At 67.7% G+C, this 22,054-nt stretch carries 17 protein-coding genes and 1 pseudogene; 6 read left to right on the top strand and 12 right to left on the bottom strand.

Going from position 1 to position 22,054, the window contains the following annotated elements:
* Positions 1–21 precede the first annotated feature (21 nt).
* The 7 genes from BXA03_RS27545 to rfbB all read right to left on the bottom strand — a co-directional run bounded on the left by BXA03_RS27545 (position 22) and on the right by rfbB (position 10,573).
* Positions 22–2,988 (bottom strand): glycosyltransferase, encoded by a 2,967-nt coding sequence (locus tag BXA03_RS27545; RefSeq protein WP_076510807.1) that lies wholly within the window; start codon positions 2,986–2,988, stop codon positions 22–24.
* Positions 2,989–3,062: 74 nt separating this feature from the next.
* Positions 3,063–4,256: a glycosyltransferase gene (locus tag BXA03_RS19155; RefSeq protein ID WP_076510806.1), complete on the bottom strand. Its 1,194-nt coding sequence runs from the start codon at positions 4,254–4,256 to the stop codon at positions 3,063–3,065.
* A gap of 9 nt (positions 4,257–4,265) precedes the next feature.
* A complete protein-coding gene (locus BXA03_RS26375; protein WP_143476377.1) occupies positions 4,266–7,016 on the bottom strand; it encodes a class I SAM-dependent methyltransferase in 2,751 nt (916 codons plus the stop codon).
* A gap of 92 nt (positions 7,017–7,108) precedes the next feature.
* On the bottom strand, positions 7,109–7,657 hold the full coding sequence (gene rfbC, locus BXA03_RS19140) for a dTDP-4-dehydrorhamnose 3,5-epimerase (RefSeq protein ID WP_076510805.1): 549 nt from the start codon (positions 7,655–7,657) through the stop codon (positions 7,109–7,111).
* Positions 7,654–8,544: a glucose-1-phosphate thymidylyltransferase RfbA gene (gene rfbA / locus BXA03_RS19135; RefSeq protein ID WP_076510804.1), complete on the bottom strand. Its 891-nt coding sequence runs from the start codon at positions 8,542–8,544 to the stop codon at positions 7,654–7,656. The genes rfbC and rfbA overlap by 4 nt, the downstream gene beginning before the upstream one ends.
* A gap of 65 nt (positions 8,545–8,609) precedes the next feature.
* Entirely contained in the window at positions 8,610–9,500 is an 891-nt protein-coding gene (gene rfbD, locus BXA03_RS19130; protein WP_076510803.1) for a dTDP-4-dehydrorhamnose reductase, read from the bottom strand.
* Positions 9,497–10,573, bottom strand: coding sequence for a dTDP-glucose 4,6-dehydratase (rfbB, locus tag BXA03_RS19125; RefSeq protein ID WP_076510802.1), 1,077 nt, complete (start codon positions 10,571–10,573; stop codon positions 9,497–9,499). The genes rfbD and rfbB overlap by 4 nt, the downstream gene beginning before the upstream one ends.
* Before the next feature lie 230 nt (positions 10,574–10,803).
* On the opposite strand from rfbB, the gene BXA03_RS19120 reads away from it, so the two are divergent.
* From BXA03_RS19120 to BXA03_RS19110, 3 genes are all read left to right on the top strand, one after another.
* On the top strand, positions 10,804–11,478 hold the full coding sequence (locus tag BXA03_RS19120; protein WP_076510801.1) for a TetR/AcrR family transcriptional regulator: 675 nt from the start codon (positions 10,804–10,806) through the stop codon (positions 11,476–11,478).
* 14 nt (positions 11,479–11,492) lie between these two features.
* Entirely contained in the window at positions 11,493–12,299 is an 807-nt protein-coding gene (locus BXA03_RS19115; protein ID WP_076510800.1) for a tetratricopeptide repeat protein, read from the top strand.
* 64 nt (positions 12,300–12,363) lie between these two features.
* On the top strand, positions 12,364–12,624 hold the full coding sequence (locus tag BXA03_RS19110; protein WP_076510799.1) for an acyl-CoA-binding protein: 261 nt from the start codon (positions 12,364–12,366) through the stop codon (positions 12,622–12,624).
* Between the two features lie 60 nt (positions 12,625–12,684).
* Here the strand turns inward: BXA03_RS19110 and BXA03_RS19105 are convergent, their stop codons facing one another.
* The 4 genes from BXA03_RS19105 to argE all read right to left on the bottom strand — a co-directional run bounded on the left by BXA03_RS19105 (position 12,685) and on the right by argE (position 18,439).
* Positions 12,685–13,767, bottom strand: a complete 1,083-nt coding sequence (locus BXA03_RS19105; RefSeq protein ID WP_076510945.1) for an aminopeptidase — start codon at positions 13,765–13,767, stop codon at positions 12,685–12,687.
* 74 nt (positions 13,768–13,841) lie between these two features.
* The gene (locus BXA03_RS19100) at positions 13,842–15,914 is read right to left on the bottom strand and encodes a molybdopterin-containing oxidoreductase family protein (RefSeq protein ID WP_076510798.1); all 2,073 of its coding nucleotides are present in this window, start codon (positions 15,912–15,914) and stop codon (positions 13,842–13,844) included.
* Positions 15,915–15,993: 79 nt separating this feature from the next.
* Entirely contained in the window at positions 15,994–17,247 is a 1,254-nt protein-coding gene (locus BXA03_RS19095; RefSeq protein WP_234983751.1) for a DUF445 domain-containing protein, read from the bottom strand.
* Between the two features lie 10 nt (positions 17,248–17,257).
* The gene (argE, locus tag BXA03_RS19090; RefSeq protein ID WP_076510796.1) at positions 17,258–18,439 is read right to left on the bottom strand and encodes an acetylornithine deacetylase; all 1,182 of its coding nucleotides are present in this window, start codon (positions 18,437–18,439) and stop codon (positions 17,258–17,260) included.
* 153 nt (positions 18,440–18,592) lie between these two features.
* On the opposite strand from argE, the gene BXA03_RS19085 reads away from it, so the two are divergent.
* Complete coding sequence (locus BXA03_RS19085) at positions 18,593–19,798, top strand: M20 aminoacylase family protein (RefSeq protein WP_076510795.1); 1,206 nt, start codon at positions 18,593–18,595, stop codon at positions 19,796–19,798.
* Positions 19,798–20,892: a M14 family metallopeptidase gene (locus tag BXA03_RS19080; RefSeq protein ID WP_369822453.1), complete on the top strand. Its 1,095-nt coding sequence runs from the start codon at positions 19,798–19,800 to the stop codon at positions 20,890–20,892. Before BXA03_RS19085 ends, BXA03_RS19080 begins: the two co-directional genes overlap by 1 nt.
* 70 nt (positions 20,893–20,962) lie before the next feature.
* On the opposite strand, the gene BXA03_RS19075 is transcribed toward BXA03_RS19080, so the two are convergent.
* Positions 20,963–21,757: a type III pantothenate kinase gene (locus BXA03_RS19075; RefSeq protein ID WP_076510793.1), complete on the bottom strand. Its 795-nt coding sequence runs from the start codon at positions 21,755–21,757 to the stop codon at positions 20,963–20,965.
* A gap of 157 nt (positions 21,758–21,914) precedes the next feature.
* Here BXA03_RS19075 and BXA03_RS26625 point away from each other — a divergent pair.
* Positions 21,915–22,054, top strand: a pseudogene (locus BXA03_RS26625) (tripartite tricarboxylate transporter substrate binding protein BugD); the annotation flags it as partial.

Here is a 22,054-nt window from a genome sequence, read left to right as displayed (position 1 = left end):
CCCCGCCCGTCCCAGTCCCAGTCAGCGCAGGGTGATCGTGGGAAGCCTCGGCGGCCAGGCAAGGCTGAAGTCCTCACTCAGGAGCGTGAGGTTCGGGTTGTAGGCGGGGTCGTTCTGGAGCAGCGCGCCCCAGCGCCGCGTCATGTAGTCCACTTCGGCATTGAAGCGAGCCTGCTTCTCGGGCGAATCGTCGCGGCCGCGTGAGACCGACTCATGATGGATCAGCTCGGCATAGGGCGTCCATACGTTGCGAAGGCCCGCCTCGCGCAGGCGCAGGCAGAAGTCGACGTCGTTGAAGGCCACCGCCAAGTTGGCCGCGTCCAGGCCACCCACGCGCAGGTAGTTGGCCTTGCTCACCACCAGGCAGGCGGCCGTGACGGCCGAGAAGGACTGGATGAGCGCGGCGCGTCCGAAGTAGCCCAGTTCGCCCTTTGCCAGCGACTTGTGCGGATGCGCGGCCACACCACCGATGCCGAGCACCACGCCCGCGTGCTGAAGCGTGCCATCGGGATACCACAGCCGCGCGCCGACGGCACCCACGCCCGGCTGCAGCGCGATCGAGACCATCTCCGCCAACCAGGCCGCTGAGGTGATCTCCACATCGTTGTTGAGCAGACAGACGAATTCGCCCCGGGCCTGATCGACCGCCAGGTTGTTGAGCTCCGAATAGTTGAAGGGTGCGTCGTGCCGCAGCACCGTGAACTTCGGATCCCGGGCCAACTGGTCGAAATAGGCTAGCGCTTCGGGGGCGTCCGAGCCGTTGTCGACGAGGATCACGTCATAGGCGGCATAGTCGGTCACGGACACCAGGCTCTCGATGCACTGGCGCACAAGGTGGACGGCGTTGCGCGTCGGAATGATGATCGTGACATGCGGCAGCATCCGCGGCAGGCGATAGTGCGTGCGGTATCCATGGCCGATGTATGTGGTCTCGCCGTCTACACCCAGTCGAGCCAGGTGTTCGTTCAGCGCGCGCTCGCCAGCAATCTGGGCATAGGGTTTCACATCCGATGAACTGGCCGTGCTCTGCGCGTGCACACGCCAGTGGTACAGCACGCGGGGAATGTGTCGAATCTGATCGGGCGACACCCGCTCGCTGCAGCGAAGCACGAGGTCGTAGTCCTGCGAACCCTCGAGTCCGATCCTGAAGCCACCCACGTCCCGCACCAGCGCTGCCTCGAACGCACCCAAGTGGCTGAACATATTGTGCGATCTGAACAAGTCGATGTTCCAGTCGGACTTGAAATAGGGGTCGAAGCGATGACCCTGCTCGTCGATCTTGTCCTCGTCCGAGTAGATCATCCGTGCCTCGGGATGGCGCTGAATCGTCTCGGCCACCCAGAAGAGGGCGTGCTCGGCAAGCAGGTCATCGTGGTCCATCAAAACGATCCACTCGCCGGTTGCCAGTTCGAGTGCGCTGTTGGACGCGGCGGAGATATGGCCGTTCTCGGGTCGCCGGACGATCTTGATGCGGCTGTCCAGGTCCGCAAGTCGCTGGAGGGCCTCAAGTCCCGTACTGTCGCTGGAGGCATCGTCGGCGATGCACAGCTCCCAATGCCCGTAGACCTGCGCCTGTACCGAAGCCACGGCCTGCGCCAACCAAGCGGGATCGCCGTTGTAGGTGGGCATGACGATGGAGATCAGCGGGTTCCGCGGCCATCCCGAAATGGTCTCAGCCATCACCAGGCGATCAGCGTCGGAGAGCACATCGACCTGATGGACCCAGCGGCCATATGCGCTGTCCCCGTTCCTTGCCTCTGCCTGGCGGTGTGCGTGGTCGGCCTCTTCCGCCTCGATCTCGCTCATGACCTGCCAGACCCCAGGGAGGCCGTGTGTACGCAGGATCTGCCGCACGCGACGCGCCACACGCGGAAGGTCGCCGACGCGCCGCCACACCACGGGAAGGAGAGTCGCGGCGAGCCGGATCCGGGACCAGCGATGCCCGACCCACCGGACAGGCTCCGTCAGACGCCAGCTTGTCGATTGCCGCAACGCGTCAACGGTGTCGGAAAGTCCGGCACACCGCTGCTCCAGTTCCGCAGCGCGCCTGCTCTCGGTACGCAGTCCGTCGGCCAGCCGCCCGGCCCGGCCGTTGCTCTGGCGCAGCCGCGCCTCAGCTTCGATACGAAGACGTTGTTGTGCCTCCAGTTCGGCCAGCGCGGCTGTCAGCCGCTCTTCGGCTGAGCGCTGGGCATGCTCGTTGGCCTGCTGATCCGGCACCTGGACGCGAGTGCCGTCCAGCTGCTGTGTCAGCCCTGCCCGATCCACGTGCGCCACGGTGCCGGCAATCACGCGGGCACCCAGTTCATTGGACGGCGCGGCCGCCTTGCGAACAATGCACAGGGAATTGACGAATTCGACGGCGTGGATCTGGGCCAGGACGGCTTCGTCGAGTTCGACGTCGTAGGCGGCTTCGAACGCCGAGATCAGGCGGCGCCGGCCACCCGGCACGCCCCAGTGCTCATGGTTGATCACGTCCACCAGGGCACGGAAGAAGGCCAGCGAGGACTGGGGATGGAACAGCCCGCCCTCGAAGGCCGCCCAGTAGCTGCAGTGGAGATCCTCTGCAACAAAGGCGCCGCCTTCGCGGATCGTGGGGAAATAGCGGGCGAAAGCGCGGACGATGTCGCGCGAGGTATGACTGCCATCATCGATCACCAGATCGAAGCTCGGGCAAAGCGCAAGGACACGCGCCTGGACCTCGTCCGACACCGCGTCGCCGACGATCACCGCGATGCGCGGATCCTCGTACCGCAGTCCTTCGCACAACGGATCGATGTCGCAGCCGACGATCCGCTCTGCCTGCGGCAGGAAGCGCGCCATGATCTCCAGTGACCCGCCGTTCTGGATGCCGATTTCCAGAACGCGGGCGCTCTGATGCACGTACTCGGCGAAAAGGGTCTCATAGGTATCCAGGTAGACCGACCACTTGTCGGAAACCTTTCCCTGGTGCTCCTGATAGAGGCGCCTCAACTTGTGTTCTTTCATCGCGTTGTTTTCGTTCTAGGCGTTGATCGGCCGCCTCGAAGGCGCCTTCCCATGCATGCCAAAGCCGGATCGGGTCAGTCTCGGTTGTTGCGGCGGAAAAGCGCCGTCTCGATTTCGTTGCCCCACCGGTCCCACCCGTAACGGCCAACCACCTGCGCAGCAGCAAACTCCGCCCGCTCCATGTAAGCCTGCGGCGTATGAACCAAGTCCACGGCCTCGGCAAGTGCATCATCCCACTCGTGCGCCCGTGCGAGCCGGCCCATGCGCGGATCGTCGATGGCACGCTCGAAGGTGTAAGTGGGCGTGGCGATCGTCCAGGTACCAACGACCGCCGCCTCGAAGAATTTGAGTTCGGACTTGCAATTGGTAAAGACGTTGTCCTGCAGGGGTGCGATATTGATTTCGACCTCGGCAATCGCCCGCTGGAGGGCCACATAGTCCATGTGCGGCATGACCTCCACGCGGTCGGCATGGCGCTGCAACGGGCCGGTGCTGTCGAGGTAGCCAGCCACCCGCACCCGCACGCGCGGGTCGCGATCGAGCAATCGCGCGAGCGCGGGCGCGGCCACGGCAAAGTCCTTGCGATGCGTGGGCGAGCCACTGAAGTAGCCGATCGTCACGTGCCCATCCCGTCTCCAACCCCCGCGCCGCTTGGCTTCCAACAGTTCGGCGGAAAAAGCCTGTTGCTGACGATTCAGGAAGTTGGGCACCACTGCGACGGGGGCCCCGCCCAGCGTCGTTTGAAGGCGCTGGGCCAGAAAATCATTGGTGGTGATACCGCCTTCGCAAAGTCGCGCCGCGGCACCGAGTCGTCCGATGTATGCGAACCACTGGTCCCACATCTGCACCGAGAGCAGATCCTGCGCGAGCGTGTCGGCAATAAGGGGGATGTACTCCGGGTCGAAAACCAAGTCGTCGGTCTCAAACAGTATCCGAACCCCGTGATGCCGAGCCTTCATCACCAGCCGGTGCAGACGCATCGAGTATCTGTAGCGTGCCACCACGAGCACGGAAAGGTTCTCGATTTCATGCTCGAGTTCGGCCAGTTCTCCCGCACTGAACCAACTTGCCGCGAGTGGGCGATCCGCCTGGGCGCTCACGGCTTCAATCATGTTGAGCACGCGGTAGCGGAAGGTGCTCGTATCTGGATTTTCGTAAAGCCAAGCACAACGGCAGCGGTGACGATGCAACTGCTGGACCTTATGCCCGACAGGAACGCTCAAGGCGCCAGGGTTGGACGTCTGGGCGGCGGGAAGATCAACGAACATGAACCTGCATCAGACCTCGTTGAATTTCGCTGCGACATGCTCCAGGACGGGGCCAAGGCTGGCCTTCCAGTCCCTGGCGATGCCATCCTGCGCACACTGCTGAAGGCGCAGCGCTTCATTGCGGGCCAGTGCGGCCGTACGGCTCAGGCCCTCGCACAAGTCACCGAGCGCCACGCTCGTTGTGATGATGTTGCGTGAATAGAAGCTGAGGTCGGACTTGCCCGGGAAGCTGTTGGTCAGCACGGCCACTCCGGCGCCCGCAAGATCGAGCGGCGGATAGGAGGGATGCGGGGTGTGCATGAGCACAAGCGCGGCGTCCATGCTCCTCACCAACGACTGGTAATCGCGCCAGCCGAGGCCCTCGACACGCCGAGGCACGACGCCACACGGCAAGCACAAGGCTGGCACGCCCGCTCCCACCCAATGGAACTCCCACTCCTGAGGGTCGAGGATGCCGTCCTCGATCGCAGCCGCCAGCGCGTCGGCTCCGCGCCAGAACAGGTTGCGAGGATGGTGGGGACGCGCATAAAAGAAGAAATTGCGCTTGCCCGCACGTTCGCGCCGCTCAAGTGGCCTCGCACCCGGGAACGCCGGCTCGAACGCAATGGCTCGCTCTGACAATGCAGGCAGTGGATCCGGGCCGGTGCGGAAATGGTTCAGCAACAGCCCGGTATTCACGATCAGTGAGAGGCGCGAATCGCTCAGCAGTTCGGCGCACAGCAGTCGTTCGTCCCCATAGGGATAGAACATCCGCTCGTCTTCCTGCAACAGGTACACGATCCGCTCCGGTGCGATGGCTCCGAGCGTCGCCCGCGTCGTCCACCACGACGTCGTGAGAAAGATGTCCTCGGGCCCAACGCTCAGCGCCTCGGAATCGTCTTCAGGAATGAAGGCCGTTTCCACCTTGCGATCAAGAACGATGCCGTTCGTCGACAGCACGGCGCCGATTGCCGATGCGTCGGGGCGCTCATGACGGGTCACCAGGCGCAGCGTCCCACCCAGGCGCTCGCAGAGCAGCGCAGCCAGGATCAGGGAGGTTCCCACGCCACCAAACAGGGACGACACACCCACACTGTCCGTCACGATGTTGAGGCGACGGCCCACTGAGGCGGGCTCCTCGTAAATGGGAAGTGCCCGCAGCGCAGGCCAGCGCTCCTGTTGCAGTTGCCGCAACGTTGGACGCAGCGGCTTGCCTGCGCGATAGGAACGCCCTTCATTGCGCCCAAAGCGCAGGAAGTGGATCAATGGATTGACATCCGCAACACCGACATCTGGATAGCGCTCGATGTAGGCACGGATCGAGAAGCGCTCTCCCGGATCGCGTCCTTCGCGCCAGCCGTGGGCGAGGAAATGATCAAGCGGCTCGGTACCGCTGGCTGCTACATCGGCGTTCGCTTCCACGTAGTAGTCGGCGTCGAAGAAGCCAGACTCGACCACCAACGCGCGTTCTTCAGCAAGGGAGTCACCATGCTCCGGCTCAGCCCCTCCCGACGCCTGCACCGACACCGAAGGCTCTCCCCCGTGCACGGCGTCCATGGCGTCGCGACGTGCCTTCAGGCGAGCGCCCAGTTGGCCAGATGCCGTCCACCATAGAACCTTGGCCGCCCGCCGCCCCGTCGCCCGTACGGAAGGCGGCAGCAGCGCTGCAGCGCGTCGGAAAGCAAGGGTCGCACGCCATGTCGTGCTGTTGAGGACCTGCGTCAACGCAGCCTCCGCCGCCGCCGCACGCTGCCGTTCATGATCCACGGCCTCCGCCTCACTCCTCGCAGCATGCGCGCGAAGCTCGGCGCTGTGGACTCGCTCACGGGCCTCGGCGAGTTGGGACTCGACACCGGCCAGCGAATCGCGCAGCTTCGCAGCTTCGGCTTCGGCTGCATGCGCATTGGCCAGCCTTTGATCCAATGCGGCGCGCTGAGCGATTTCGGCCTGCAGTTGATCCGCCGTACTGGCCAGTTTGGCAAGGATCCCCTGCCCCAACGACTCCATCGCTGTCGGCGTCAGCAGCAACGACCGAAGTTGATCGCGCGGCAATTGAGCAAGATGGGCCTGGGCATCGGTCACCGTCGCCCTAGAGCCGCTCATGACACGGCGGAAAGCAGCAGCGCGTGACTGGACGCTACGCTCGACGACAGCCACCGAATCGAAGAAAGAGAGTGACGCGATGTCGCGAGCCATCTCCCGAACATCAGCACCCGCGCGCAAGTTCAGGGCGTCGATTTCCTCGGAAGACAGATAGTCGGCGTGGATTGCGTCCGCAAGGAGCTTGAGCCATTCGATCGCCGCCTGCGGCGCCCAGAAGCCTCCACCGAGCGGTGGCATGTAACTCGCGTGCAGATCCTCGATCACATAGAGGCCGCCCGGGACCACCCGTCCAAAGCACGCGACAAAGGTGGAAACGATGTCGCTCGACCTGTGAGAGCCGTCATCGATGACAACGTCGAAGCGCGCGTCACCCAGGCAGGCCTGCAAGGCATCGGCCGAGGACGCATCGGCAATATGAATCCGCACGTCCGGACCCAGATCCAGCCGGCCGCACGCCGGATCGACATCGACGCCCGTGATGCTCGAACCGGGGGGCAGGTAACGCTTCCAGATCTGGAGCGATCCTCCGTTCTGCACACCAATCTCAAGCAGTCTCAGCGGCCGACCTTCCCGCACGCGTGGCTGAAGATAGGCTTCGTATATCGCCAGGTACTGCTCCCACTTATCCGAAAGGTGGCCCTGATGCTGACGAAAGATTGTCGTGAGGTCGGTGGACATGAAGTGGATGATCGTTTGCCCGCCGGGCACGGCGCGGCAGGAGCCGAACGCGAAAGCGCACCAACGAGACTCGCTGGAGTCGCCCTGAGACCTCAGGCGAAGGTATCGGCCGCCGCGAGCCTCAGCGCCGCTGCATCCTTCGCCGACACCTTCGGCTCGCCGCCGAAGTCCGGCCACTCGATCCCGATGTCCGGGTCGTTCCACAGGATGCTGCGCTCGTGCGCCGGCGCGTAGTAGTCGCTGGCCTTGTACAGAAAGTCTGCGCTGTCGCTGGTCACCACGAATCCGTGCGCGAAGCCCGCCGGGATCCACAACTGGCGGTGGTTGCTTTCGCTCAGCTCCACGCCCACCCACTGACCGAAGGTGGGCGAGCTCTTGCGGATGTCCACGGCCACGTCGAACACGGCGCCACGCGTCACCCGCACCAGCTTGCCCTGGGCCTGCTGCAGCTGGTAGTGCAGCCCGCGCAGCACGCCCTTGGTCGAGCGCGAATGGTTGTCCTGCACGAACTCGATGTGTGTTCCAACCGCGTCGTCGAAGACGCGCTGGTTGAAGCTCTCCATGAAGAAGCCGCGCTCGTCGCCGAACACCTTCGGCTCCAGGATCAGCACGCCGTCCAGCTTGGTTGGGGTGACCTTCATCCGCGGTACTCCTCGCGCAGCAGGCGCATCAGGTATTGGCCGTAGCCGTTCTTCTTGAGCGGTGCAGCCAGCTTCTCTACCTGCGCGGCATCGATGAAGCCGGCGCGCCAGGCGATCTCTTCGGGGCAGGCGATCTTCAGGCCCTGGCGCTGCTCCAGGGTGGCAATGAACTGGCCGGCCTCCAGCAGGCTTTCGTGCGTGCCGGTGTCCAGCCACGCATAGCCGCGCTTCATGATCTGCACGTTCAGGCTGCCCTGGTCCAGGTAGGCCTGGTTCACGGCCGTGATCTCCAGCTCGCCGCGCGCGCTGGGCTTGACAGCCTTGGCAATGTCCACCACCTGCCGGTCGTAGAAGTACAGGCCGGTGACGGCATAGCTGCTCTTGGGCTGGGCAGGCTTCTCTTCGATGCTGACCGCGCGGCCGTCGTTGCCGAACTCGACCACGCCGTAGCGCTCGGGGTCGTGGACGTGGTAGGCGAAGACGGTGGCGCCTTCGGGCTGCGCGTCGGCCGCACCCAGCAGCTGCTGCAGGTCGTGGCCGTAGAAGATGTTGTCGCCCAGCACCAGCGCGCTGGGCGCGCCGGCCAGGAACTGCTCGCCAATGATGAAGGCCTGGGCCAGCCCATCCGGGCTGGGCTGCACGGCGTATTGCAGGTTCATGCCCCACTGGCTGCCGTCGCCCAGCAGCTGCTGGAAGCGCGGCGTGTCCTGCGGCGTGCTGATGATCAGGATGTCGCGCATGCCGCCGAGCATCAGCGTGCTCAGCGGGTAATAGATCATGGGCTTGTCGTAGACCGGCAGCAGCTGCTTGCTGATGGCCAGCGTGGCCGGGTGCAGGCGCGTGCCGGAACCGCCGGCAAGGATGATGCCTTTTCTGTTCTGGGTCATCGTTGGCTTCCTGGAATCCTGGGGATGAGTCTTGGGTGGGTCAGGTGGCTGCGATGCCAGCGCTGTCAGAGCGTCTCGGCCAGCATGCGGGCCACACCCGCCTGCCAATGGGGCAGCTCGATGCCGAAGGTGCTGCGGATGCGCGAGGTGTCCAGACGCGAGTTGTGCGGACGCTTGGCCGGCGTGGGGAAGGCGCTGGTAGGCACGGCTTCGACGGCCTCGGGCGTGGTCTTGAGTTCGACGCCGTGGCGCAGCGCCTCCTCGACGACGAAGCGGGCATAGCCGTTCCAGGTGGTCGTGCCGCCGGCCACCAGGTGGTACAGCCCGGCCTTGGCCGGATCGCGCGGGGTCTCGCGGATGGCCAGGGCCGTGACGTCGGCCAGCAGCTCGGCGCCGGTCGGGGCGCCCCACTGGTCGTCGATGACGGTCAGGCGCTCGCGCTCCTTGGCCAGGCGCAGCATGGTCTTGGCGAAGTTGCCGCCGCGTGCCGCATAGACCCAGCTGGTGCGGAAGATCAGGTGCCGCTCGCAGTGAGCCGCCACCAGCTGCTCGCCTTCGAGCTTGGTAGCGCCGTAGACCGACAGCGGGCCGGTCGCGTCGTCCTCGCGCCAGGGCGTGTCGCCGCTGCCGTCGAAGACATAGTCGGTGGAGTAATGGACCATCAGCGCGCCCAGCTTCTGCGCCGCCTGGGCCACGACGCCCGGGGCGGTCGCATTGAGGGCGCGGGCGAAGTCGGGCTCGCTCTCGGCCTTGTCCACGGCCGTGTGGGCCGCGGCATTGACGATGACGTCCGGGCGCACGGCCTCCACCGTCGCGGCCAGCGCCTCGGGCCGGCTGAAGTCGCCGTGCAGCTCGGTGCTGTCGAAGTCCAGCGCGACCAGCTCGCCCAGCGGCGCCAGGGCGCGCTGCAGTTCCCAGCCGACCTGGCCGCCCTTGCCGAAGAGCAGGACCTTCATGCTGCAGCCTTGGGCTGGTCGCCGTACTGCTTGGCCACCCAGTCGCGGTAGCCGCCGCTTTGCACGTTGCGCACCCACTCCTGGTTGGCCAGGTACCACTCGACCGTCTTGCGGATGCCGGTGTCGAAGGTCTCGGCCGGCTTCCACCCCAGTTCGCGCTCGAGCTTGCGGGCGTCGATGGCGTAGCGGCGGTCATGGCCGGGGCGGTCGGTGACGTAGGTGATCTGCTCGGCGTAGGCCTTGCCGTCGGCGCGGGGCTGCAGCTCGTCGAGCAGCGCGCACACGGTCTTGACGATTTCGATGTTGGGCTTCTCGTTCCAGCCGCCCACGTTGTAGGTCTCGCCCAGTTGGCCGGCCTCCAGCACGCGGCGGATGGCGCTGCAGTGGTCCTTCACGTAGAGCCAGTCGCGCACCTGCATGCCGTCGCCGTATACCGGCAGCGGCTTGCCGGCCAGGGCGTTGACGATCATGAGCGGGATCAGCTTCTCGGGGAAGTGGAAGGGCCCGTAGTTGTTGGAGCAGTTGGTGGTCAGCACCGGCAGGCCGTAGGTGTGGTGCCAGGCGCGCACCAGGTGGTCGCTGGCGGCCTTGCTGGCCGAGTACGGGCTGTTGGGCTCGTACTTGTTCTCTTCGGTGAAGGCCGGGTCGGTGGCCGAGAGCGTGCCGTAGACCTCGTCGGTGGAGACGTGCAGGAAGCGGAAGGCGCTCTTGCGCTCGGCCGGCAGCTGGCTCCAGTAGCCGCGCACGGCTTCCAGCAGGCGGAAGGTGCCCAGCACGTTGGTCTGGATGAAGTCCTCGGGGCCGTGGATGGAGCGGTCCACGTGCGACTCGGCGGCAAAGTTGACGACGGCGCGGGGCTGGTGCTCGGCCAGCAGGCGCTCGATCAGGGCGCTGTCGCCGATGTCGCCCTGCACGAAGACGTGGCGCTTGTCGCCATCCAGCGAGGCCAGCGTCTGCAGGTTGCCTGCATAGGTCAGCTTGTCGAGGTTGACCACCGGCTCGTCCGCGCCGGCCAGCCAGTCGAGCACGAAGTTGGCGCCGATGAAGCCGGCTCCGCCTGTCACAAGGATCATGAATTTCTCGCAGGAATCGTTGGAATCGGGCGCCGACCGCAGGGCACCGGGGTGCGCGATTATCCACAGGCGCCGGCTCGGCTTTCCCTCCGGACGGCGGAAAGCAAGCTTTGGTTTGCAGATCGACACAGTATCAACACCTAGAGCCATCGCGGCCTTGCCCCACAGAGCGGCGAAGCACTTGGAGTAGAGTGATCCGTACAAGACACCCGAGACAACGGAGGCTGCCCATGACAAGGAAAGCGCCGCGCCGCACGGCCCAACGCATCCAGGAAACGGCCCTGGCGCTGTTCAACCGTTTCGGCGAGCCCAACGTGTCGACCACGCTGCTCGCCACGGAGCTGCGCATCAGTCCTGGCAACCTCTACTACCACTTCCCGGCCAAGGAGGCGCTGATCAACCGCCTCCACGAGGATTTCGAGGCCGGCCTGGACGCCCTGCTCGCCGAGGCGGCCGACGTCCGCGAACTGGCCGGTGCCTGGCGCTTCGTTCATGAGCTCTTCGAGTTGATGGGGCGCTACCGCTTCCTCTACCGGGACATGAACGACCTGCTGAGCAACAACCACCACCTCGAGCGGCGGCTGCGCGAAGCGCTGGCCCGCAAGGAGGCGGCGATGCAGGCCATGCTCTCGGGCCTGAGCGGTGCCGGCCTGTTGCGCCTGGACCCGACGGAGCGCGAATCCCTGGCGCGCAGCATGGTGGTGCTGGCCACCTACTGGCTCAACTACGAGTTCGTGTGCAATCCTCGCCAGGCGCTGGAGCCGGCGGCCATCTGCGACGCCATGGTGCGTGGCACCCGTCATACGCTGCAGCTGGTGGTGCCCTACCTCAGCGCCGCCCAGCGTGCCGAACTGGTCCGCCTTGCGAGCGCCCCCGCGCCAGAGGAAGTCGCTCTTTCCACCTGAGAAAGTCTGTTGCCATGCCTCCTGTCCTGCGCACGCCCCCGCCGCCCGAGCATTGGGCCGCCCCGGACTGCCTCGGCCGCTTTCCCTTCGACGCTGCCCGGGTGCGCGCCGACTGGAATCAACTGCACGCAGGCCAGCCCCTGCCGCTGCCCGAAACCGATGAACTGGCCACGGCCTGGGCCCTCTATCACGCGGGCGACTTCGCTGCGGCGGCGCAGGCAGGGCATCGGATCGGCGGCGCCGGAGGGGCTGCGCTAGCCGACCAGGCAACGGCCATCTATGCCAACTATGTCGAGCCCGACGACGAGCGGCGCTTGGCGCTGCTGCGGCAAGTCGGCGAGCGGGCGCTGGCAAGGCATGCCGCCGACCCTGGCGATGTGCACGCGCTGTACTGGCATGCCTACGCATTGGGTCGCCATGCGCAGGCCGTGAGCGTGGCCCGGGCGCTGGCCCAGGGCTTGGGTGGGCGCCTCAAGGACACGCTGGAGCAGATCATCGAGCAGCAACCCAGCCATGCCGACGCCCACTTCGCGCTCGGCGCTTTTCATGCCGAGGTGATCGACAAGGTGGGTGAACTCGTCGCCCGCATGACCTACGGCGTGCGCGCAGAACGTGCGATCGAACTCTTCGAGCGCGGGCTTGCGCTGCATCCGGACTCGGCCACTGGCCGGGTCGAGTACGCCCGGGCCCTGATGGCGCTGCGAGGAGACGCCGCGTCTGCTCAGGTGCAGCAGTTGTACGAGGCCGCCGCGGCCATCGAACCCATGGATGCACGGCAGTGTCTGGACCGCGAGGTGGCGCTGGCCTGCATGGCGGATTGAAGCAAATCGTGGTTGGGGGCGCCAAAAAGAGCACAATCGTGCTTTTTTCCAAACCCTCGCCGCCATGTCCGACCTGCAAGCCCGTTTCGAAGCCGCCGAAGCCCAGTCCAAGCTGCTGCCTTCTCGCCCCGACAACCCGACCTTGCTGAAGATCTACGGTCTCTACAAGCAGGCCACCCTGGGCGACAACACCGAGAAGAAGCCCAGCTTCAGCGACATCGTGGCGCGCGCCAAATGGGATGCCTGGAACACGCACAAGGGCGTGTCGGCGGACGAGGCCAAGCAGAAGTACATCGATCTGATCGACGCACTGCACGCAGCCTGAACGACCCCACCTGACCAGCCGCTCCCCGGAGCGGCTTTTTGTTGTCCGGTCGGAAGCCGCTCAGGGCACCGTTGCCAATTCCAGGGCCGTCACGCGTGCCTCATGCGTCGGCAGCCGACCGATGCGCTGGACCTCGGCGTGGAAGCGCGGCCAGTCCGACCCACAGCGCGCGAACAGATGCTCGAACTGCGGCACCAGCTGGTCATAGGCGGCCTGGGCGCCGAAGGTGGCATTGTTGGCCCGCGCCACCCAGGCGTCGTAGGCACCCTGGCGGCCATCTGCCGGCCAGGCGGCACGCAGTCGCGCATAGCGCTCGCGGAAGTCGCGCATGGCCGCCTGCTTCATGGCTTCCACTCGTGCCCAGTCGCCACCCGTCGCCGCGGGCGAGGCGTACACCTGGGCCAGCGCCTCGCGCGTGGCCAGCATCAGCGCCTGCATCTGGCGGCGGCGCTGGTCGAAGCGGGCGTAGGCCTCGCGAGCGGGCTCGTCCGCCTCGTCGCGCAGCCACTGGGCGCCGCCCAGGCGCTCCACCGCCGTGGCATAGGACTCGTTGAACACCGTGTCGCCCGAGACATAGAAGCGCTGGTGCGCGAGCTCATGGAAGACGATGCGTGCCAGCTCCCCGTCCGGATAGCCGATGAAAGTGGACAGCAGCGGATCGCCACCCAGCCAGTCGAGCCAGCCCAGCGTCGAATAGGCGGGTACCGGGTAGACGGCCGCCTCCAGGCCCTCGGCGCGCTGGCGCGCGGCCTCCGCCTGGGCTTCGGCCTCGTCGTAGTAGCCGCGGTAGCCCACGCAGCCGGCCACCGGGTAGCACCAGGTCTTGAGCTGCAGCGAATAAGCCGGCGCCGCCACCACGTTCCAGACCGCGGCGGCGCGGTGCAGGTCGGCGTAGGCGGTGTAGCTGCGGTTGTCGGGCAGCGCCAGCCGGTCGCTGGCGTAACGGCGGATGTGCTGCGCCAGCGTGAGCTTGCGGCGCAGGCCCTCGGAGAGCGTGGCGTCCTGCAGCACCTCGGGCACGGGGCGCGCCGCATGCAGGATGGCCAGGTGGCCGCCGACCGATTGCGCGTAATAGCCCAGCGGGCCGCAGCCGGCGAGCAGCAGCGACGCCGCGGCCCCGCCGGTGGCCAGGGCCAGGCGCAGACGCCCCGGGCGCGCCGGCGTTCCTGCAACATCGCCCGGGGTGCGCACGCCATCCGGGCCGGCAGCGCGCGTGCTCACGCCGCCACGGCCTCCACCTGCACCAGGCAGTCGTAGAAGGTGGGCCCGCGGCCCAGGTCGGTCAGGCGCTGGCTGGTCAGCTCGTTGACGTTGGTGCCGTCCACGCCCAGCTTGCGCCACCAGATGCCCAGGCCGTTGACCACGCCGGGTCGGGCGCGCCGCGAGACCTCGGCGCGGCAGCGGTGCTCGCCGCGGGCATTGAACACCCGCACCATGGCGCCATCGGTGATGCCCCGGGCCGCGGCATCGTCGGCATGGATCTCCACCAGCGGCTCGCCCTCCATGGACCGCAGGCTGGTCACGTTGACGAAGGTGGAGTTGAGGAAGTTGCGCGCCGGCGGCGAGATCATGGCCAGCGGATAGTCGGCCGAGCTGCCCGCAGGCTCATAGTTGGGCAGATGGTTCGGCAGCCCGTCAAGGCCCTGTGCGGCCAGCCGGGCGCTGAAGAACTCGCACTTGCCCGAGGGCGTGGGAAAGCCGCCCTCGGCGAAGGGCGCGTCGGGCAGCGGCAGGGTGGCGAAGCCGTCGCGCTCCAGCGCCGCCCAGTCGATGGCCTCGGGGCGGAAGGCCTGGCGGCAGAGCATCTCGTCGTCGTCGGCAAAGCAGGGCTCGTCGAAACCCATGCGGCGCGCCAGCTCGCGGAACACCCAGGCATTGCTGCGCGCCTCGCCGCGCGGCGCGACGGCGGGGCGGTTGAGCATCACGTCGGTGTGCCCGTAGCTGAAGTGGATGTCCCAATGCTCCAGCTGCGTGGTGGCGGGCAGCAGGTAGTCGGCGTAATCGGCTGTGTCGGTCTGGAACTGCTCCAGCACCACGGTGAACAGGTCCTCGCGCGCGAAGCCCGCGGCCACCTTGGCGGACTCGGGCGCCACCGCCACCGGGTTGCTGTTGTAGACCACCACCGCCTTCACCGGTGGGCCGCCGGCCAGGGCCATGGTGTCGCCGGTCAGCACGTCGCCGATGCTGCTCATATTGAGGGTGCGGGGCTGGCGGCCGGCCAGCAGGTCGGGCCGGTGCAGCGTGGCGCGGTCCGCCGGAAACTGGCCGGAAGAACTGAGCAGCAGCCCGCCCGCCCGGTGCCGCCACGCGCCGACCAGCGCCGGCAGGCAGGCCACGGCCCGCGCCGCATTGCCGCCGCCGCGCACGCGCTGCATGCCGTAGTTGAGGCGGATCGCCGCCGGCCGGGTCGTGCCGTAGTCCCGCGCCAGCGCCTCGATCTGCGCCACCGGCACGCCGCATACGGCGGCGGCACGCGCGGGTGGCCATTGCAGGGCGCGCTCGCGCAACTGTTCCCAGCCCAGCGTGTGGCGGCCGATGTAGTCGTGGTCCAGCCAGTCGTGCACGATCAGCTCGTGCATCAGCGCCAGGGCCAGGGCGCCGTCGGTGCCCGGCAGCACGGCGATGTGCTCGTCGCACTTGTCGGCCGTCTCGGTGCGCCGCGGGTCGATGCACACCAGCCGCGCGCCGGCCCGTTTGGCCGCCTGCGCATGGCGCCAGAAGTGCAGGTTGCTGGCGATGGCGTTGCTGCCCCAGATGAGGATCAGCTTCGCCTGCGCGAAATGCTCGATGCGCATGCCCACCTTGCCGCCCAGCGTGTAGCCCAGACCTTCGCCGCCGGCGGTGGAGCAGATGGTGCGGTCCAACAGCGAGGCGCCCAGCTTGTGGAAGAAGCGCCGGTCCATCGATTCGCCCTGCACCAGGCCCATGGTGCCGGCGTAGCTGTACGGAAGGATGGCATGCGGCTCGTCGGCGGCGATGGCCTTCAGGCGGCCGGCAATGTCGTCCAGCGCCTCGTCCCAGCCCACCGACTCGAAGCGGCCCTCGCCCTTGCGACCGACGCGGCGCAGCGGTTGCGTGAGCCGCTCGGGATGCGCATTGCGCTCCAGGTAGCGTGACACCTTGGTGCACAGCACGCCGCCCGTGTGCGGGTGCGCCGGGTTGCCCTGCAGCTTGATGGCGACGCCGTCCTGCACCGTCGTGACCAGGCCGCAGGTGTCGGGGCAGTCGTGCGGGCAGGCGCCGAGGACGGTGTGCGTGTCGGGGGTGGGCATGGCGGCAGTCATGGTCATCGCGGGGTCGTCGTCGGCACGGGGCACGTGGGAGGGGCGAGTCTAGGAGTGCGTGGCGCGCCGCGCCATCGCGTTTTGTTCATCTCAGCATCAACGTGATGGCATGGATCGCCACGCCGACCAGCCCGCCCACCACCGTGCCGTTGATGCGGATGAACTGCAGGTCGCGCCCCACGTGCTGCTCCAGTTCGGCCACGAGCTCGTCGGTGTCCCAGGCCGCCACGCGCTCCTCGATGTAGCGGCGGATGTCCTCGCGCCAGCGTTCTATGGCGGCGGGTGCCGCCTGTTCCAGTTGTTCGTTGAGCCAGGCGCGCATGGCGGCGTCGGATGCCAGCCGCTCGCCCAGCGAAGCTGCAAGGCGGGCGATGCGCTGGCCGATGGCTGAATCCGGCCGCGCCAGGTCGGCCTGCAGCCAGTCGCGCAGCTGCTGCCACAGGCCATCGAGATACGCGCGCAGGCCGTCGTGGGCCAGCAGCTCGTCGCGCAGCCGCTCGCCGCGGGCGACGAAGGCCGGGTCCTGCTGCAGGCGCTGGACGAAGCCCTGCATATAGGCGTCGAAGCGCTGGCGCAGCGGATGGGCCGGGTCAGCCGCCGTCTCGCCCAGCGCCCGCGCGATGCTGGTCACCAGCTTGCGCGTGGCCAGGCGGGCGGCGACCTGGTCGAGGCCCACGTAGCGCAGCGCCTTGACCTCCTGCGCGATGGATTCGGTGAGCTGGTCCTGCAGCGCCTCGTCGTCGAGCCACTGCGCGGCATGGCCGAGTACCGCGTCGAGCATGGCCTGGTGGCGCCCTTCGGCCGTAAGCGTCTCCAGCACCTGACCGGCGGTGCGCGAGAAGTCCAGCTGCCGCAGCCCCGCCGCCGCGGCGCGGCCGAGGAAGTCGCGCAACCGTTGGTCGTCGACGGCCGCCAGCACCTGCCCGACCGCCGCCACGCCCAGGCGGCCGAGCCGTTCGGCCTGCGCAGGGCGCGACAGCCACGCGGCCAGCCGACCGGCCGCGTCGAAGGCGCGCAGCTTGGCCAGCACCTGCGTCGTGCCCAGGAAGTTGTCGCAGAAGAAACGCGCCAGGTTGGCGCCCAGCCGCGCCTTGCTGCGCGGCAGGATGGCCGTGTGCGGAATCGGCAGGCCCAGCGGATGGCGGAACAACGCCACCACCGCGAACCAGTCGGCAATGGCACCCACCATGGCCGCCTCGGCGAAGGCCGCCAGCCAGCCCCAGCCGGCGTGGCCGCCGTGCGCCTCCTGCCAAGTGGCCAGCGCATACAGCAGCGCGGCGCCGACCAGCAGCGCCAGCGCCATCCGCTTCATCGGGCCGGGGCCCGTCGCCGTCGCCATGGAAAAGGCGTCAGCCGATCTCGGCGCTGTCGGCCAGGCCGTGCATGAAGGCCTCGCAACGCGCCAGCTGCGCCAGCGTCACGTACTCGTCGGGCTGGTGGGCCTGCAGGATGCTGCCAGGGCCGCACACGACGGTGGGAATGCCCGCGTTCTTGAACAGACCCGCCTCGGTGCCGAAGGCGACCAGCGTGGTGCCCGCTTCGCCGGCCAGGCGCTGCGCCAGCCGGGTGACCGGGTCGTCGCGGCCGCCGAGGAAGGACGGGATCTCGCAGATGGTCTCGAAGCGGAAGCCCGCATCGGGCGCCACCCGCTGCATGCCGGGCTCCAGGCCGCGGGCGTAGTCGATCACCTGCTGCTGCATGGCGCGTGCATCGGCCGTGGGCAGGTCGCGGAATTCGTAGCGGAACTCGGCGTCGCGCGGCACCACGTTGTCGGCGATGCCGCCATGGAACTGGCCCACGCTGGCGGTGGAGAAGGGCACGTCGAAGCCGTCGTAGCGCGGCTCCTCGCGTTCGAAGGCCTCGGCCATGTCGCGCACCTTGCCCACCACCCGCGCCGCCATCTCGATGGCATTGACGGAATGCGGCGTGAGGGAGGAATGCGCCTCCTTGCCGCGCACGCAGCAGCGGTAGCGCCACACGCCCTTGTGCGCGATGGCGGGCACCATGGACGTCGGCTCGCCCACGATGCAGGCAAGAGGCCTGACGCCGGCGTCGCGCATGTCGGCGATGAGTTCGCGCACGCCGAAGCAGCCGATCTCCTCCTCGTAGCTGAAGGCGAAGTGCACCGCGAAGGGCGCATTGCCGGCCAGGATGCGCTCGGCATTCGCCAGCGCAATGGCGATGAAGCTCTTCATGTCGGCCGAACCGCGGCCGAAGAGCGACGGCCCCTCGGGACCGTCCTGCACGGTGGCAGACAGCGGATCGACCGTCCAGGCCTGGCCCTCCCACGGCACGGTATCGGTGTGGCCCGAGACGATCACGCCGGCCGGCTTGCCCTCGCCCAGCGTGGCGAACAGGTTGGCCTTGGTGCGCTCGGCATTCCAGGTCAGCCGGCTCTTCACGCCCAGACTGGCCAGGTGATCGCGCGCGAACTCGATCAGTTCGAGGTTGCTGCGGTCGCTGATGGTGTTCATGCGCACCAGCGCCTGGGCGAAGGCCAGCGCGCGGTCGGAAAGCGGGAGTTGGCTCATGGGCCCGGATTGTGGCCGCGCCGCCTTGTCCCCATCCCGCCCTGCGGCAAGACCGGACGGCGGGCTTGCCCCTGCCGCGGGCATCCGTATTGCTTGCACCGGCATCCCGGGCGTGTCAGCCTGCGCCGGCCTGCCCCCACTAGACTGCCCTTCATGAAGCTCATCGACTCGATCGTCACCCAGGCGGCCGGGATCGCCGCCATCCGCCGCGACCTGCATGCCCATCCCGAACTGGCCTACGAGGAAGTGCGCACCGCCGATGTCGTGGCGGCCCGCCTCACCGAGTGGGGCATTCCGATCCACCGCGGCCTGGGCACCACCGGCGTGGTCGGCATCGTCAAGAACGGCAGCAGCGAGCGCGCCGTGGGCCTACGGGCCGACATGGACGCCCTGCCCATCAACGAACTCAACACCTTCGACCATGCCAGCCAGCACGCCGGCAAGATGCACGCCTGCGGCCACGACGGCCACACCGCCATGCTGCTGGCAGCGGCCCAGCACCTGGCGAAGAACCGCCACTTCGACGGCACGGTCTACCTGATCTTCCAGCCGGCTGAGGAAGGTGGCGGCGGCGCCAAGCGCATGATCGACGACGGCCTGTTCGAGACATTCCCGATGGAAGCCGTCTTCGGCATGCACAACTGGCCCGGCATGGCGGCCGGCCAGTTGGCCGTCAGCCCCGGTCCGGTCATGGCCTCGGGCAACAAGTTCTACATCACGGTGCGCGGCAAGGGTGGCCATGCCGCCCTGCCCCACACCACCGTCGACCCGGTGCCGATCGCCTGCGAGATGGTGCAGGCCTTCCAGACCATCCTGACCCGCAAGATGAAGCCGCTGGATTCGGCCGTCATCTCGGTGACGACGGTGCATGCGGGCGACACCAACAACGTGATTCCCAACGACTGCGAGCTGACCGGCACGGTGCGCACCTTCTCGGTGGAGGTGCTGGACATGATCGAGGCGCGCATGCGCAAGATCGCCGAGCACATCTGCGCCGCGCACGATGCCGAGTGCGACTTCGAGTTCGTGCGCTACTACCCGCCCACCATCAACACCGCGCCCGAGGCCGACTTCGCCCGCCAAGTGATGGCCGGCGTGGTGGGCGAGGCCAACGTGCTGCGCCAGGAGCCGGCCATGACCTCTGAGGACTTCGCCTTCATGCTGCAGGCCAAGCCCGGCGCCTATGCCTTCATCGGCAACGGTGACGGCAGCCACCGGCCGCACCTGCACGGCGAGGGGCCCTGCATGCTGCACAACGCCAGCTACGACTTCAACGACGAGCTGATCCCGCTCGGCGCCAGCGTATGGGTGAAGCTGGCGGAGGAGTTCCTCGCCCAGCCGATCACGACGCAGAAGTGATGGACGCCGCGCAGGCCTTCTCGCCCAGCTACGCGCTGGCGAGGCAGAAGTTCCTGGCGGCCTGCGTGGCGGCCGGCATTCCGGTCGAAAGTCATCCCCTGCCCTTGCGTGGCGCCGACGGCGAGGCGCTCGCCATGGACGTGGCGCGCGACGGACCGGCCGATGCCGAGCGGGTGCTGATCGTGAGCAGCGCCTGCCATGGCGTGGAAGGCCACTGCGGCAGCGGCGTGCAGGTGCATGCGTTGCACGACACCGCCTGGCGCAAGGCGGCGCGCGATGCCGGCGTGGCCGTGGTCCACCTCCATGCGCTCAATCCGCACGGCTTCTCGCATGGCCGGCGGGTGACGCAGGAGAACGTCGACCTCAACCGCAACTTCCAGGACTTCGCGGCGCCGCTGCCCGGCAACAAGCCCTATGCCAAGCTGCACGCGCTACTGCTGCCGCCGCAGTGGCCGCCCGCGCCCCGTGACCAGCAGGCGCTGGAGCACTGGATCGCCAAGCACGGCATGGACGAGTTCCAGACCGCTGTCACCCAAGGCCAGTACGCCTTCGCCGATGGCATGTTCTTCGGCGGCCAAGCGCCCACCTGGAGCCAGCGCACGGTTCGGCAGGTGCTGCGACAGCACGCCGGGCGGGCCCGTCGAGTGGCCTGGATCGACATCCACACCGGCCTGGGGCCCAGCGGCCTGGGCGAGCGCATCTTCGCGGGGCGCAACGACCCCGCCGCCTATGCCCGCGCAAGCGCCTGGTGGGGCGGCAGTGGCGCGACGCCGGTCACCTCCATCTATGACGGCAGTTCGGCCTCGGCCCTGCTCACCGGGCTGATGTGGAACTCGATCTACGAGGAATGCCCCCAGGCCGAGTTCACCGGCATCGCCATGGAATACGGCACCGAGCCGCTGATGGAAGTGCTCACCGCCATGCGCGGCGACCACTGGCTGCACCTGCATCCCGAAGCCGCGCCGGAGCTGGCCCAGTCGATCCACCAGCGCATGCGCGCGGCCTTCTACACCGACACCGAGGCGTGGAAGCAGCGCATCGTGGCGCAGGCGCGCGAGGCGCTGTTTCAGGCAGCCGAAGGGCTGCAAGGCTGAGCGTTGGTAACGCGGGGCGTGCAGCCCTGCACGCGGCAATGCCGCAGATGCGGCGGCCGGGCGCCGGTGCTCAGCCGGCGATGCGCGCGGCGCGGTCGCCGGCAATCACCAGCAGGCCATCCATGATGAGCGACTCCACCAGTTCGAACTCCACCGACATCGACGGCGCCATCTTCCAGCCCGCGCCGCCCGTCATGTAGCAGGCCGGCTCGGCGCCGCAGTGGCGGCGTACGTGCTGCACCATGCGCTCGACGGCGCCAGCGATGGCATAGGTGCCGCCACTGGTGAGGGCATCGCTGGTGTTGGTCGGAAACTCGCGCACCTCGCCGGTGGGCACATGCAGGCCGGCGGTGCCCGACTCCAGCGCGCGCAGCATGATGCCGTGGCCCGGCAGAATCAGGCCGCCGAGGAACCGGCCTTCGGCATCGATGGCCTCGACCGTGACCGCGGTGCCCACCATCACCACCACCATCGGCCGCGGCAGGCCGTCGGCCACCTGCGCCAGCATGCGATGGCGGGCGCCGATCATGGCCACCCAGCGGTCGGCGCCCAGACGCGTCGGATGGTCGTAGCCGTTGACCATGCCGGACTCTGCGGGGCTCGAGACGACCCAGCGCGGCTCGAAATCGAAGCACTCCTCCACCTGCTCCTCGGTGCGGCGGCGCACCGCATCGCCTGCGACCACGCAGCCGATCATGGCCGCAGGCCGCAGGGGGAGCGAGGCCCATGGCCCTTCCGCAAGACGTTCGATGTGGTCCAGGAACTCGGCCCCCGACGCCAGCGGCACGCTGCCTGGCTGGGCCTGGGCGTAGAGCGCCCATTTGAGCCGCGTGTTGCCGATGTCGAGTGCAAGCAGGGAAGACATGGGCCGGCATTATTGCCCCGCAGGCCGATACCACTTTGGGCTGTGCCAGATCAGCAAGACCCCACGGCGTGCGTCCTACTAGGGAAATCCGGAATTTCCCGCACAAAGGCCGTCCCTACCATTCAGGTCCTTTTCACCTCTGTCGGAGCAGTTTCGAATGAAGAAGACCATCGCCCTGGCCGCCCTTGCCGCCCTCACCTTCGGCGCGCAGGCTGCCGACTTCCCCGATGGCAAGACCATCACCTTCGTCGTGCCCTTCGCGGCCGGCGGCCCGACCGACAAGGTGGCGCGCGACCT

This window comes from Pseudacidovorax sp. RU35E (assembly GCF_900156165.1).
Taxonomy (GTDB): Bacteria; Pseudomonadota; Gammaproteobacteria; order Burkholderiales; family Burkholderiaceae_C; genus Xenophilus.
Note: the sequence above shows the minus strand (reverse complement) of the source record. Positions and strands in the feature narration are given on the sequence as shown.

Coding starts and splice junctions, on each gene's coding strand:
- rfbD (WP_076510803.1), bottom strand. CDS start 9,500: ATGAAGGTCCTGCTCTTCGGCAAGGGCGGCCAGGTCGGCTGGGAACTG.
- BXA03_RS19080 (WP_369822453.1), top strand. CDS start 19,798: ATGGACGCCGCGCAGGCCTTCTCGCCCAGCTACGCGCTGGCGAGGCAG.
- BXA03_RS19095 (WP_234983751.1), bottom strand. CDS start 17,247: ATGGCGACGGCGACGGGCCCCGGCCCGATGAAGCGGATGGCGCTGGCG.
- BXA03_RS19085 (WP_076510795.1), top strand. CDS start 18,593: ATGAAGCTCATCGACTCGATCGTCACCCAGGCGGCCGGGATCGCCGCC.
- BXA03_RS19120 (WP_076510801.1), top strand. CDS start 10,804: ATGACAAGGAAAGCGCCGCGCCGCACGGCCCAACGCATCCAGGAAACG.
- BXA03_RS19075 (WP_076510793.1), bottom strand. CDS start 21,757: ATGTCTTCCCTGCTTGCACTCGACATCGGCAACACGCGGCTCAAATGG.
- BXA03_RS19100 (WP_076510798.1), bottom strand. CDS start 15,914: ATGACCATGACTGCCGCCATGCCCACCCCCGACACGCACACCGTCCTC.
- argE (WP_076510796.1), bottom strand. CDS start 18,439: ATGAGCCAACTCCCGCTTTCCGACCGCGCGCTGGCCTTCGCCCAGGCG.
- BXA03_RS27545 (WP_076510807.1), bottom strand. CDS start 2,988: ATGAAAGAACACAAGTTGAGGCGCCTCTATCAGGAGCACCAGGGAAAG.
- BXA03_RS19155 (WP_076510806.1), bottom strand. CDS start 4,256: ATGTTCGTTGATCTTCCCGCCGCCCAGACGTCCAACCCTGGCGCCTTG.
- rfbC (WP_076510805.1), bottom strand. CDS start 7,657: ATGAAGGTCACCCCAACCAAGCTGGACGGCGTGCTGATCCTGGAGCCG.
- rfbA (WP_076510804.1), bottom strand. CDS start 8,544: ATGACCCAGAACAGAAAAGGCATCATCCTTGCCGGCGGTTCCGGCACG.
- BXA03_RS26375 (WP_143476377.1), bottom strand. CDS start 7,016: ATGTCCACCGACCTCACGACAATCTTTCGTCAGCATCAGGGCCACCTT.
- BXA03_RS19115 (WP_076510800.1), top strand. CDS start 11,493: ATGCCTCCTGTCCTGCGCACGCCCCCGCCGCCCGAGCATTGGGCCGCC.
- BXA03_RS19110 (WP_076510799.1), top strand. CDS start 12,364: ATGTCCGACCTGCAAGCCCGTTTCGAAGCCGCCGAAGCCCAGTCCAAG.
- rfbB (WP_076510802.1), bottom strand. CDS start 10,573: ATGATCCTTGTGACAGGCGGAGCCGGCTTCATCGGCGCCAACTTCGTG.